The sequence below is a fragment of the Gemmatimonadota bacterium genome (genome assembly GCA_039715185.1).
Classification (GTDB): domain Bacteria; phylum Gemmatimonadota; class Gemmatimonadetes; order Longimicrobiales; family RSA9; genus DATHRK01.
On record JBDLIA010000089.1, the window covers coordinates 1 to 13,114 of the forward strand.

12 protein-coding genes are annotated in these 13,114 nt (G+C 70.1%); 5 read left to right on the forward strand and 7 right to left on the reverse strand.

Annotated features, from left to right (window positions below):
• On the reverse strand, positions 1-1,294 hold a 1,294-nt coding region (locus ABFS34_13460; GenBank protein MEN8376448.1), incomplete at its 3' end, for a sodium/proline symporter.
• A gap of 57 nt (positions 1,295-1,351) precedes the next feature.
• Between ABFS34_13460 and ABFS34_13465 the strand changes: the two genes are divergently transcribed.
• The 5 genes from ABFS34_13465 to ABFS34_13485 all read left to right on the forward strand — a co-directional run bounded on the left by ABFS34_13465 (position 1,352) and on the right by ABFS34_13485 (position 5,704).
• Positions 1,352-1,627 (forward strand): hypothetical protein, encoded by a 276-nt coding sequence (locus ABFS34_13465; protein MEN8376449.1) that lies wholly within the window; start codon positions 1,352-1,354, stop codon positions 1,625-1,627.
• A 58-nt stretch (positions 1,628-1,685) separates the two neighbouring features.
• Entirely contained in the window at positions 1,686-2,084 is a 399-nt protein-coding gene (locus tag ABFS34_13470) for a PIN domain-containing protein (GenBank protein MEN8376450.1), read from the forward strand.
• A 250-nt stretch (positions 2,085-2,334) separates the two neighbouring features.
• A complete protein-coding gene (locus ABFS34_13475) occupies positions 2,335-3,798 on the forward strand; it encodes a GMC family oxidoreductase (protein ID MEN8376451.1) in 1,464 nt (487 codons plus the stop codon).
• Positions 3,791-4,804 carry a Gfo/Idh/MocA family oxidoreductase gene (locus tag ABFS34_13480; GenBank protein ID MEN8376452.1) on the forward strand — a complete coding sequence of 338 codons (1,014 nt, stop codon included), beginning with the start codon at positions 3,791-3,793 and terminating at the stop codon, positions 4,802-4,804. Before ABFS34_13475 ends, ABFS34_13480 begins: the two co-directional genes overlap by 8 nt.
• 60 nt (positions 4,805-4,864) lie before the next feature.
• Positions 4,865-5,704 carry a hypothetical protein gene (locus ABFS34_13485; protein ID MEN8376453.1) on the forward strand — a complete coding sequence of 280 codons (840 nt, stop codon included), beginning with the start codon at positions 4,865-4,867 and terminating at the stop codon, positions 5,702-5,704.
• Between the two features lie 50 nt (positions 5,705-5,754).
• On the opposite strand, the gene ABFS34_13490 is transcribed toward ABFS34_13485, so the two are convergent.
• The 6 genes from ABFS34_13490 to ABFS34_13515 form a co-directional block, all read right to left on the reverse strand.
• Positions 5,755-7,137, reverse strand: a complete 1,383-nt coding sequence (locus ABFS34_13490) for a cytochrome c peroxidase (protein MEN8376454.1) — start codon at positions 7,135-7,137, stop codon at positions 5,755-5,757.
• A gap of 259 nt (positions 7,138-7,396) precedes the next feature.
• Positions 7,397-8,095: a hypothetical protein gene (locus tag ABFS34_13495; GenBank protein ID MEN8376455.1), complete on the reverse strand. Its 699-nt coding sequence runs from the start codon at positions 8,093-8,095 to the stop codon at positions 7,397-7,399.
• A gap of 17 nt (positions 8,096-8,112) precedes the next feature.
• A complete protein-coding gene (locus ABFS34_13500; GenBank protein ID MEN8376456.1) occupies positions 8,113-9,429 on the reverse strand; it encodes a multicopper oxidase family protein in 1,317 nt (438 codons plus the stop codon).
• Between the two features lie 340 nt (positions 9,430-9,769).
• Positions 9,770-10,519: a hypothetical protein gene (locus ABFS34_13505; protein MEN8376457.1), complete on the reverse strand. Its 750-nt coding sequence runs from the start codon at positions 10,517-10,519 to the stop codon at positions 9,770-9,772.
• Positions 10,516-11,034: an RNA polymerase sigma factor gene (locus ABFS34_13510; protein ID MEN8376458.1), complete on the reverse strand. Its 519-nt coding sequence runs from the start codon at positions 11,032-11,034 to the stop codon at positions 10,516-10,518. The genes ABFS34_13505 and ABFS34_13510 overlap by 4 nt, the downstream gene beginning before the upstream one ends.
• Positions 11,021-13,114 (reverse strand): hypothetical protein (locus ABFS34_13515; GenBank protein ID MEN8376459.1); only part of this gene is annotated, 2,094 nt, incomplete at its 5' end. The genes ABFS34_13510 and ABFS34_13515, both read right to left, overlap by 14 nt.

Sequence of the window (13,114 nt, forward strand, 5' to 3'; positions counted from 1 at the left end):
CGACCATGCCGGCCAAGGCGCCCGCGCGGGTGGTCCCGGGCCAGAACAGCGCGGACAGCACCGGCGGCGTGAACGCGCACGCCAGGCCGGACCAGGCGAACAGGACGAACCAGAAGATCACGCGCGCCTCGGTGAGCGCCAGCGCGACGGCCCCCGCGCCGAGCACGACGGTGGTCCCCTTCCCCGCCAGGGACAGCGCGCGCTGCGCGGCGTCGGGGCGCCACACCCTCTGGATCGCGTCGCGCACAACCGCGGAGGAGGCGAGCAGCAACAGCGAATCGACTGTCGACATCATCGCGGCGAGCACCACCACCAGGAAGATCCCGGTGAAAAACGCGGGAAACAGCTCGGCGCCCATGATCGGGTAGATGGCTTCGTGGTCAGGGAGCCCCGGGAACAGCGCCCGGCCGGCCATTCCGGCGGTCACCGCGCCAACGTCGAAGACGACGATGCAGATCACAGCTATCACGCCGCCTGCGCGGAGCTGGCGCGTGTCTCGGGCCGATATGAAGCGGGTCAGGAGCTGCGGCGAGCCCAGGAAGGCCAGGCCGATCGCGACGAAGCCCGCCGCGCTGGCAACGCCGGCGGGCGTCCAGCCCAGGGCGCCCATGGGGGCGAGCAGCGCCGGGTCCTGCGTGCGCAGTCCCTCGATAGTGGCGCCCACCCCGCCCGCCGCTACCAACCCGACGATGGGCAGCAGGAGCAGGCAGCCGAACATCAGGACGCCCTGGAGCAGGTCGCTATAGGCCACGGCCCGGAAGCCGCCGATTGTCGTGTAGAAGAGGATGATCGCCGCCCCGATGAGTACCCCCGCCGAGTAGCTCGTGCCCAGGAACGACTCGAAGGCCTTGCCCGCCGCCGTGAACTGCGCCGCGGTGTAGAAAGCCGCCATGCTCAGAATGATCGCCGCGCCCACCAGACGGATCGCGTGCCGGCCGCCGCCGAACCGGTCCTCCAGGTAGTCCGGCACGGTGATCGAGTCGTATCGATCCGTGGCTTCCTTGAACGGCCGCGCGACCCAGATCCAGGCCGCCGCCACCCCCGCGACCTCACCGAGCACGATCCAGAGCGCGTGCGCGCCCACCAGGTAGCCCATGCCCGTGAGCCCCAGGAGCAGCCAGGCGCTCTCGCCCGTGGCGTTGGAGCTGAACGCGATCACCCACGACGGGAGCGTCTTGCCGGCCACGTAGTAGCCTGCCACGTCGTCCGAGCCGCGCCCTCCCCAGAAGCCGATCCCGAGAAGCACGACCAGGTAGGCGGCCAGGATGCCGAGAACCACGGGGGAGGGGGTCACGTGCGTTTACGCCATGCCAGAGTTGAATTCAGAAAACGAATTTGGTAAATTCGCTCCATGACGAAATCCGTTCGCGAGCCGATTCAGGTGTACCTCACCGGCGACGAGCGCCGCGTGCTCGATGATAAGGCCCGTTCGCTAGGCGTATCACGCAGCGAGGTGCTGCGGCGCGGCGTGCTGGCGATGCGCCAGCCGAGCGCGCTGGGCTATTTGCCGCAGACCGAAGCGGTTACCGCCGCACGCACGCCACCGGGCGAGGCGCCTCCGTCTCTGCCCATGGCGTCCTTGAAGCGGCTCTTGTCGGGCCTCACCGCGGATCGGAGCGAGCGCTGAGCTTGCCACGGAGGCTCTCCGATCCCGCCGCTGACCGGCGGCGCCCGCATACCCGCCGATGTCGATAGTCTACGTCGACACCTCTGTCGCCCTGGCGCACCTGCTCTCCGAGGACCGCCGGCCGCCCGATGACCTCTGGTACAGCGAGCTCATCTCGAGCCGCCTACTGGAGTACGAGGTGTGGAACCGGCTCCACGCCCTGGACCTTGCCGGATCTCACGCCGACGTGGCGCGCCTGACCCTTGCCCGGCTGGCGTTCGTGGAGCTGAGTCCGGATGCGCTCGAGCGGGCTCGGCACCCCTTCCCCGCGCCCGTGCGCACGTTGGATGCGCTGCACCTGTCGTGCGCGTCCTTTCTGCGAGAGCGAGGGGTCGATATCGCGGTCGCTACCTACGACCGCCGGCAGGCGAGAGCAGCCAGGGCCATGGGATTCGACCTCGTGCCGCTTTCGAATTGACATCCCCACGACACTCGATTGACAGCCTTCTAGCACCGTAGCCCCGCCATCGCCGGCCGCGCCGTCCGAACCTCTTGTCGGCCGCCGCCGCCGGCCTATCAGCGGGAGGCGAATGGTGCGTCTAAGCAGCGCGACCGGACCTCGCCGGTGCGACGCGATCGTGATCGGCAGCGGTTTCGGAGGGGCGATGGCGGCGCTGCCACTCGTCCACGCCGGATGCCGCGTGCTAATGCTTGAGCGGGGTCCGTGGGTGAAAAGAGGCCCCGAGAACAGCAACACGGGAGGCGAGCGAGACAGGTACTTCGCCCGGCGATACGCGCTGCGCGGTGATCGACACGGGCGCACGGGGGCGTTCGAGTGCGTGGGTGGTCCTTCGGTGTTCTACGGAGCCGCCAGCCTCCGCTTCCGGCGCGAGGACTTCCTGCCGGATCCGCACATCGTCGGCGCCGAGCCGGCCCTCTGGCCGTTCGCGTACCGGGACCTCGCGCCGTGGTACTCCGCCGCCGAGCGCCTGTTGGGAGTGGTAGGCGACGAACGCGAAGACCCAACCGCCCCAAATCGACGCCGCCCACTTCCGGCCCCGCCGGGACCGCCGGGTCCCACCGCCCGACTGCTGGCCACTGCGGCCAGATCCATGGGGCTTCACCCGTTCCGTCTACCCGTCGCCGTCACCCGGGACCGCTGCACGATGTGCGGCCGCTGCGACGGATTCGCGTGCTCCTTGGGGGCGAAGAACGACCTGGCCACCGCGGTGCTACCCGGATTGATTCGCTCCGGGCTCGTGCTCCGAGCGAACACCGTGGCCACTCGCTTCTTGTGGTCGGGTGATCGGGTGCTCGCCGTGGAGGTGACCGACGCCCGCTCGGGACAGCGCTCCGCCTTCGAGTCGGATGTCTTCGTCGTCGCGGCGGGCTCTCTTGCGACGCCGGGCCTGCTGCTCGCCTCGGGGCTGGCCGTCCGCAACCCCGCCGGCCAGTGGATAGGCCGCGGACTCATGCGCCACGTCAACGCGGTCGTCGCCGGACTGTTCGACGAGCCGGTGGGCGCCGCCGGGCAGTTCCAGAAGGAGATCGGCGTTCACGACTACTACCTGGGCGACGCCGGCGCGCCGCCGGGCCGCCTCGGCTCCGTGCAGCAGATCGACGCCGGCTCGGCCGCGCTCGCGCGCGTCGGCGCGGTGCGGCTCGCCCGGCGCCCGGCCGAAGACCTCGCGCGCCGGCTGGCCGGCCTCATCGTCATCGCGGAGGATCAACCGCGCGCCGCGAACGGGGTGACCATCTCGGCCCGCCGGGTCGACCGGTTCGGCGCGCCACTCACGCGGGTACGGCATCGCCACACTCCGCGCGACCTGCACGTTCGCGCGGCGCTGGCCCAGCGCGCGAGGGCGATACTGATCGCGGCGGGCGCTCGTGCAACGGCGTTCGTCCCCGTGGGCGGCTTTTCGCATGCGCTGGGGGGCGTCCGCATGGGCGCGGACCGGCGAACGTCTCCGCTCGGTCCCGACGGACGGCTACGCGGCACCGCCAATCTGTTCGTGACGGACGGCAGCACGTTCCCGACTTCGGCGGGCGTGAACCCCAGTCTGACGATCGCGGCGAACGCGTTGCGCATTGGGGCGGGAATCGCGGGACGGTCCAGGGTTGCGCTGGAAACCGCACGCGCCGCAGACCCCGCACCTCCGACGAGGCCGGTCCCGGTGAGGATCCGTGTTTAGGCTGGCGGCGGACGGGCCACGCCCGGAACGGCTAAGGCTCGCGTTCCTCGGCTGCGGGCGCGTGACCGGAACGCACAGCCGCGTCCTCCGGCGCGTCGTCGATGTCGAGCGCTACTACGCCAGCCGAGATCCCCGGCGCGCGCAAGCGTACGCAGCCGCGCTCCGTGGTAGCGGCCACTTCGACTCATATGCCGGCGCGCTGGCCGATCCGGCCATCGACGTGGTTCTGATCGCCACCCCGCCTGCCACCCACCTGGAGCTGGTTCTTCGCGCGCTGGAGGCCGGCAAGCACGTGATCGTGGAGAAGCCGGCCTTTCCCCGTTCGGCCGATTTCGGCCCGGCAGAGAGGGCCGCGCGGGACGCGGGGCGCTTGCTCTTCGTCGCCGAGAACTACTTCTACAAGCCGCTGGCGCGGACGTTGCGCCGCCTCATCGCGTCCGGCGACCTGGGCGACATCCGCTTCGTCCACGTGGACGCCACCAAGCGGCAGGACGCCACCGGATGGCGGGGCGACTCGCGCCTCTCGGGCGGCGGCGCGCTCTTCGAGGGCGGCATCCACTGGATCAGCCTCATGGGTCACCTGGGGCTCACGCCGATCGGCATAGAGGGCTTCCGGGCCGGGGACGCTCCCGAGCGCAGCTCGGCGGTCGTCATCCGCTACGCGGAAGGGGCCGTCGGCACCCTGCTGCACTCCTGGGACGTAGGATCGCGTCTGCGCGGGCTGCGCCTGTCGCACGTCCGCGGAACGCTCGGTTCGGCGACCTTCGAATCCAACGGCGCCTTCCTGATCGCGGGGGGTCGCCGACCACGACTGATGTTGCCCGGCGTACGCGACCTGCTCGGATACCGCGCGATGTTCGCGGACGTCCTGGATGCGATTCGAGGCGGCGTGCAGCCGCTATACACACTCGAAGCGGCGCGCCGCGATCTACGCCTCGCAGAAGCTGCCTGCGGCCCCGAGACGATAGAGAACGCGGGCGAGGCTCGCCTGGCGTGGACCTTCTAGTGTGCCGGCGCTACGGCAAGGAGTTCCAACGCCGCAGCCGCGGGATGCAGCGCGGGCCGAATGCCTACGGGACTTCTGCAACGGTACACCAGGGAGGGATTGAGCATGGACATCATGATCGGGGCGGGAATCGGCCTGTTCGCCGGCCTGCATACGGCCACATGGGGGATGTACAAGGACGCGCCGCACGAGGGGTTCGCCTGGCGCAGATACGCCCGCAGCGTCTGGCTCGGCGGCGCGATCGGCGCCGCGCTCGCGCTGGCTGGGTCGGCCCCTTTGAGCGCGGGCGCGGCGGTCGTCTTCTTCGGCCTCGTATACGCTCTTGAGCGCGCCGCCGTGGAGTTCTTCAAAACGTTCGTACGGGTGGAAGACCAGTCGAAGTATTTCATCCCCATGCAGTTCCACGTCCTGGGCCGCGTGGTCCACGGCAGCATTCACCGCCTTCTCATTGGTGCCGGATTCGTGGCGGTGGGAGCGGCTCTGCTGGGGGTGGCGATCGCGCTTCGCGATTCTGGTGCGTCGCTCCTGACGATCGTATTGGTGGGTAGCCTCGGCGGCTGGTTCAGCGCGCTCGCGGGTGCGTGGAAGGACGCGCCCATCGAGGGCTTCGAAACGCTGAAGTTCTTCCGCAGCCCGGTGGTGGCCGCCGCATATGCCGGCCTGCTCTGGCGTTTTACGTCCGACCCAGCCGCGATCGCCCTGGCAGCGACGGGCCTAACTGTCGCCACCCTCGAAACATACAAGACCTTCTTCTTCCCCAGCCGGCCGCGCGGGAAGTTCGCCGGCAAGCCCGTGCTCTTCCCCGCGATGCTCCGTCGACGGAACGTCGCCGTGCCGCTGTACGTGAGCATCTGGGTCGCGCTGGTCGGCGCCACCGCGGTAGGTCTGTTCGGCGGTTGAGAGACGACGATGGGGCTGACGCACCCGCCCGCTAGCGACACAACCGCGCCTCAGTCCACCGGCAATCCGCTCGGTACCGTTCCAGGGTGGAGGTGCATGAGGTTGCGCGAGCGGTCGTCGGTGAGCGCGGTCAGGAACGCGGCCAGCGATTCGGCCACTTCCCGGTCGAACTCCAGGGTAGCGATCAGCGGGCTTCGCGTCGCCAGAACGGCGTCCAGGTTGTGACTCAGGATCTGGCCCTGGAGCAGCGGCTCCAGGTCCGGGCCGTGCGTAGCGGCAAAGGACCGCAGCTTGGCCTCTGAGTCGCTGTAGTGGTCGATGAAATCCGCGATGCTCGCGAACTGGCCCGCGTGACCGTAGGGCGCCGTCAGCTCGACCCCGCGCAGCGGCGCCGTCCGAAACGAGTACCGATCCGCCGGGTCCATGGTAATCCTGCCGCGTCCGAAGTCGTCGTCGCCGAGAGGCCCGTCGCCCTGGCCGGGCCCGATCTGCGCCAACGCTACGTTGTGGAACTGCCCGTCCGACAGCGTCGGGCCGGTGTGGCAAATCGAGCAGGCGAGCTGGGTGAAGCGGTCCGCGCCGGCGAGCTGCTCGGCCGTGAGCGCGTTGTCGTCGCCGCGCAGGAAACGGTCCCAGGGGGCGTCGTCGAAGGCGAACTCGCTGACCATGAAAGCAGCCATCGCGTTGGAGGCGTGGCCGAAGTTCATCGACTGAAACGGCGTCCCGGGGTAGGCCGCCTCGAACATGTCCACGTACTGGGGGATCCGCCCCAGCCGCCGCATGAGCGCGCGCCAGATGATCTTGGGCGAGTGGTCATCGATCTCGGCCAGTTCGTTGCCGTCGAACGCCCGCATCTCCTCGCGCGATGTAACCGGAAAGAGACCCAGCGCCGAGATCGGGCCGAACTCGAAGACCCGGGAGAAGCTAGCGGGGAGCTGGTTGCCGGCCGGGGTGACGACCCCCTTCGGTCCGCCGTCGTGCAGCCGCCCGTCCCAGAACAACGTGTCCGCCATGCGCAGGTTGAACATGGGCGGGGCGTTGCGCGGAATAAACTCCTCGTCGGGATGCACCCTGGTGGCGCCCAGCCCGGTCGCTCCCTGGCCGATGGCCAGCGCCCGGCCGTCGGCGGTCGCGAGGCTGGGGTGGTGGCACGTCATGCAAGAAATGTCGTGGTTCCCGCTCAGCACGGGGTCGAACAGGAGCGCCTGGCCGAGCTGGACGAGCCCGGGCCGAATCGGCGGAGCGGGAGGCATCGGCAGCAGGCCCGCCGAGATCGCATGCGCGCGGATGCGGGCGGCGTCCTCGGCGCCCAGCGCGAAGGACCCGGCCACCGGGTCGATGGGATCGGCTGGTGGTCCGTCCGAGCAGCCCGCGACCAGCGCGAGCGTCGCCACGACGGGCACAGCCCTGATGAATGGGGCAGCGTGGTGCATGCGGATCCTCCACGGGAACACGGAGAATCGCCGACGCGCCCGCTCCCTGAGTCGAGCGAGTTTGCCAAAAGGGCTGCTGCGCGAGCGCACCGGGCTCGCGGGGCGCGGGTTCCGTGCTACGATCGGCAGAAAGACGATCCACCCGGACCGAACGTCACCTAACACCTTTACGCAACTGCGTTTAGCACAGTTGGCGGTGGCCCCGTACAGGTCACCGCTGAGCGCGCCGGTAGGGGCCGACGCGCTCCACGACGGCGTGCTACCCGTCGTCTTCGGCGACCTCGGCGGCGGTGGGGAATGCATCAGCCGGCCACGGCCCTATCTCTTCCACCGTGTAGCCGCTCGCCCAGAAGTCCGGCGGGCCCTCGCTGTCTTCTACCTCGTTCTCCACCGGCTTCAGGCCGTGCATGAGGTATGCGGCGATGTCCCACAGGTCCTGGTCGCCCATATGCCGCCATGCCGGCCAAGGCATCGGCGGAGCGAGGTACTTCGGGCTGGCCGGGTGGTTGCCCTCCCCGGCCGTCGTGGAGGTGATCTCCACGTCCGGCGTCTCGCCGGGCCTCAGCCCGAAGCGGAGCGCGTTGAAGATCTGCCGCGGCGTGAACCGGCCCAGTCCGGTCTCGTTGTCCGGCGTGAGGTTGCGCGCGCGGGTGAGAAAGCACGGTCCCTCCGCATCGGGCCCGCAGTCCCCGATCGAGAACTCCTGGGCCGGCCCCGTCATCCCGGCTAGCCACCCTTCGCCGGCCGGGTTGTCGCCCCCGCCGTGGCACTCGCCGCAGGCATGGCTGAGCACCAGCGTCCGCCCGCGCAGGATCGACTCCAGCATCGATTCCTCCTCGCCCTGGGCGGCCAGGTCGGTCGGGGCGGTTCCCGAAGTAAGCACGGCCAACGCGACGGCCATCGTGAGGCCACCCCAAGGACGGCCCCAACGAACGAACGGGCTCCTGAGTTGCGCCATGTTCGTTTCCCTTTATTTCAGGTAACCTCCAGAACGCCCATCATCCCCATGTCTTCATGGTTCAGGATGTGGCAGTGGAACATCCATTTTCCGGAAAAATCCGTGTACCGGACGATGATCCGCACGGTCTCGTGCTTGGGCACGTTGACGGTGTCCTTCCAGCTTCTGTAGGGCACCGGGCTGCCGTTCCGGTCCAGGATCTGGAATCTGAACCCGTGCAGGTGGAACGGATGGTCCATGCCCACGAGGTTCTCGATCTGCCAGATCTCCGTGGCGCCGAGGGACGCGCGCACGTCGACGCGGGCCATGTCCATTTTGCGATTGTTGATCATGCCTTGCGTGAACACGATCAGGCGGGTGTACGTCGCCTCCGAGGGGTCCATTGGCGCTACTGGCCGCAGGATCTCGGGGACGGTCATCGGCTCCGCGAGCGGAACGGGGGCGTGGCGGAGCGTCAGCAGGTCGCGCGGCCGGTCCCAGTCCGCCGGACGGGTCTGCGGGATGTAGCGGTTGTAGGGTAGCACCTGGAACGTCGTGCTCGACCCGGGGGCTCCCGTACCGCGAACGATCAGTTCGGCGCGCTCGCTGTTGGCGAGCACGATTTCTTCTACCTCGACCGGCCGCTCGAAGAGGCCGCCGTCGCTGCCGACATGCACCATGGTCCCGCCCGCCAAGGCGAGGCGGTAGACGCGGGCCGCCGAGGCGTTGACGATGCGCCACCGCTGCACCTCCCCGGGCCTGATGTCGATGGAGGGCATGACCTGTCCGTTCACGAACAGCACGTCGCCTTCGCGACCGTTCTCCTCGTCGATCCGCGCCTGCATCGACCCAGGCTCCGGAAAGTCGATGGCGCCGTCGTCCCGGAAGCGATTGTCGGACAGCACGAGGAGCTTTTCGGCCAGCGCCGGAAGCGGATCGTCGTCGGCGCGCACTACCAGCGCGCCGAACAATCCGTGTGCGACCTGATACGTCGTCCGCTCGTGCGGGTGTGGGTGGTACCAGTAGGTTCCCGCCGTCCCTTCCGGGATCGTGAACACGTAGTCGTGCTCCTCACCCGGCCCGATTGGGTGGAAGGGGCTACCGTCCGACGCGAAGGGGAGGTGGAGACCGTGCCAGTGGATGGTGGTCGGCTCGGACAGCTCGTTGCGGAAATGCACGATCACCCGGTCGCCTTCGCGGACCTCCAGGGTCGGGCCCGGCACGCTGCCGTTGAAGGCGAACACCTCGGTCGTTGACCCCGGCCGAAGCGAGAGCCGGGCGGGCGCGGCCGTGAGCCGTACCTCCACGAGGCCCCACTCCGCCGACAGATTCTCCAGGACGGGGGGTGCGATCAACCGAGTCGCGTCATGGCTGACCTGGCCGGCAGCCGGGGAAGCCGCCGCATACGCCGGGAGGATGCAATAGACCAATGGCGCGATGAACCGATGGAGATTCACGCGGCTCCCTGAGGCTGAGATGTGAACTCCCGGCGCAGCGGGCGCAGACGCTCACGGCACGCTCACGGCGGGCAGGACGGCTCGGCGATCCACCTTTGTCCGAGGCGAGCAGCGTCCTATGCAGCGCACCATCAATAAACGACTCCCGGGGGGGGCGAGCAAGCCGGTAGTGGCCGCGCCGACCCTGGTCTTCCCTCTGCGCGACCCCCAGAGATGCTTTGGCGGCAGGCGCCAGGCGCTACCTCGCCGTGAGATCGATCACCACGGTGTCAGCCAAGCTCGCCATCTGGACCACGGTCAGGCCGCTCGCGTGTCGCACCGCGATGGAGCTGATGGCGGCCGGTACGCCGACACGCAGATCGCCTTCCCAGCCGCCGCCGGAAACGCGCACTTCGAGTTCGGACAGGGTCACACGAACCGCGTCATCATCGTACCTGAGCACGACATCCTCGTTGCTGGCCCGCTCGAGCACGAGTCTGCCTCCCGCGGCGCCTTCTACGCTCACGATCAGCTCCCCGGCCACCGGCGTGAATCGCACCGCGGTGCCCGTTGCCGAAAGGGACGGTGCGGTCACCTCCGGACGCCCGCGCACGCGCCGGTCCAACCAGTCGCGGACCCCAGGCAGCGCGGCCGCCGGCGCCGCGATCAGCACGACGACGGCCGCGGCCTTGAGCCAAGCCGCTGCGCGCGGGGCACCCGAGTATCCGCCGGCGGCCCGGCTCGACGCGACGGTGCGCCCGGCAAGCGAGAGGCGCCGGCCATTGACCCGCTCGCGCAGCTGCGGCTCTACCGCCACGAACCAGCCGTCCACCACCGCCGCCTGCGCCTGGAGCCGCGCCAGATCGCTGGCGCACCGGCCGCAGCCTTGCGCATGGGCACTCCACTCCTCTCGGACCTCCGGCTCCTCGTCCAGCAACGCAAGAAGCTGAGCGTCGCTCAGGTGCCCGTTCTCGTCCGCGTCCAGCCGCGGGGTCTCGGTCGCGTTCATCTCGTGTTCTCCGGCGGCGCGCCGAGGCGCGCCGCAGCTTTCTCGATCGCGCGGCGTAGCAGCGTCCCGACCGAGCCCGTGGTGGTGCCAACCGCCTCGGCGATCTCGCGGTGGCGGAACCCCTCCTCTCGCATCAGCAGCGCCTGACGCTCCTTTGGGGACAGCTCATCGAGCACCTTTCGAAGCGTCTGGGCCGCGCGGCTACGGCTCGCCCGGCGGTCGGCCGGCTCCGCGCTGTCCCCGTGCGCGCCGCGGGCCCGGCCGTCGAACGACAGCTCCCGGCGGCGCCGGGCGCGGCGCGCGTTGTCGCGCACGTGGTTGGTGGCGACGCGGAACAGCCACGCGCGCGGCGCTGGCGGAAGATCCTCCTGCTGGAGCAACCGAACGAACGCCTCCTGGGAGGCATCCGCGGCGACCTCTTCGTCCCCGGTGAGACGAACCAAGTAGCGCTCCAGCGCGGGGTGGTGGAGCGAATAGAGCTCGTCGACCCTGCCGTTGCGTTCATAGCCGGACACGGAGCCCCACCACCGGCAGACGTGGCACGCCGCGCTCTTCCAGGGTGCGGAGCGAGTCGCCCTGGCACCCCACCACGACGCAGCCCGACCCGTCCCCCGCGTACACGGTCGCGTTCGCGCGATCGAGGGCGTTGCGGAGCTGTCCGAACGCGCCTATCTGCCAGTCGCCCACCTCCACTGACCAGTCGACCAGCAGGTCCAGGCTGGCGAACACGGTCGTCCGTGCTCCGTGGGGCGTGGCCAACCATGGCAGCGCTTCCGGGACGCAGCCCGGCACGGCTTCACAGGACACGGAGTCGCCGACCACCGCGGTGAACGGCGCGCCGGAGGCGATGGTCAACGCGGCTCCCAGCTTCAGCGACGAGGTCGCGCGCGCCATGAGGGTTCCGTCGAAGACGTGCGTCCGGTCCGCCGCCGAGGGATAGCTCAGCCCGGCCGCCGAGAGCCGCGACCGCGCCAGCGTGTACGCCGCCGACCCGGTCACGCGGCCGATCAGTTGGCGCACCGAGATCTCGAGGCCGAACGCGGTTCCACTCCCCTCCACGAACGTCGCCCTGCCCGCGACGGACCCCGGCCGCGGGTCCGGCGTGGTGAGCCCGTCCGTCAGGCGGGCGTACGAGTTGATCGCGACCACGCGACCCGGTGCGAGGTTCGCCTCCATCCCGGCGGTCGCGATGTCGGCCCTGAGAAGTGGCACGGCCGGACCCGCGAGAAGCCACGCGTCCGTCGACACCAGGCTGGCGAATTGCACGCCCCCCGGCGCGACCGCTTGCGTGTACTGGTGGGCACGCGCGAAGCCGAGCGAGAGAGCGGCGTCCGGAATGGGCGTGTACCGCAGAGCCAGCCGCGGCGCCAGCCGAACCGCCCCCGCTCCGAGCACTTCGCCGCCGGTCTCCGCCCTGACCGCGGCGCGCCCGGTCACTTTCGTCTCTCCGCCCCACGTCCTTTCGCCCCAGATCGCCAGCACGGGAAGGTCCAGATCCCAGCCGTCGAATGGCCCCGCGATCGCATCCCCGGCGGTCAGCTCCGTGGCTGTCTGCCGGGGCACGGGCAGGGGCAGCGGGCCCGCGTAGGATACGGCGTGCCGGGCCACCGAATAGCCCATACGCCAGTCCGGACCGGCCGACGTAAGAGGCTCTCGCCACAGCGCGCCGCGAACCTCGGCGAACTCGACCGTCGACCGGGAACGGAGCACCGGCTCGATCCCCAGCAAGGCAAGGGCGGACTCGTCCTCCCGCACGGAGGCCGCGTGCCGGCTGAACCCGAGCGAATGCTCGGTGACCAACCCGCGGAAGCCCGTCGCCACGGTCGCTCGCGCCACGGTGTTGCCCCAGCGGGAGGCGAGCGGCCCCTCGTCTTCGGTGCGCGCGGCCCCGAGTCGATCGGATTCCCAGAGCCAACTCGACTCCACGCGCGTGCGCTCCCCCAGCCGCGCGTCCACGTTGCCGCTGACCTCGCCGAACCGGTACGGAAACGCCCGGTCCGTCGCGGGGCTCGGCCGACGCACGAGGTCGGCCAGCCAATCCAGGTAGCTGTGGCGGCCCGCCAGCATCCACCCGGCGCGGCCGTCCAGGACCCGCTGGTCCGCCGCCAGCGAGACCCCGGCCAGGGACAGGTCCGCCTGCGCGTTCACGGCGCCATCGCCCGTCGCGCGACGGCTGCGCAGGTCCACGACGCCGGCCGCGCCACCCGCCATCGACGCCGGCCGCGTGCCCGGGTGGAACCAGACGGCGCCCACCGAAGCCGCGCTGACACCCGAGATGACGCCCAGAGCGTGGAGCGGATTTGCGATGGGCACGCCGTCCCAGAAAACGGCGGTATGCGACCAGGGGGCCCCGCGGGTCCACAGCTCGGCGGTGTAGTCGCTGCGTGTGGCGACTCCGGGTAGTCGCTGCAGGGCGCGGAGGATGTCCGGTTCTGCCAGCGTGACCGCCTCTGCCACGTCCGCGCCGGTCAGCTCGCGCGCGTCCGTGGTCAGGTACCTGCGGTCGGTCTGCTCGCTGGCCGCCAGGCGCGCGCCCTCTGCGCCATCGACCGCGTGGTCGGCGGCACGGAACGGCGCTTCCGGCTCTCCGCGCAC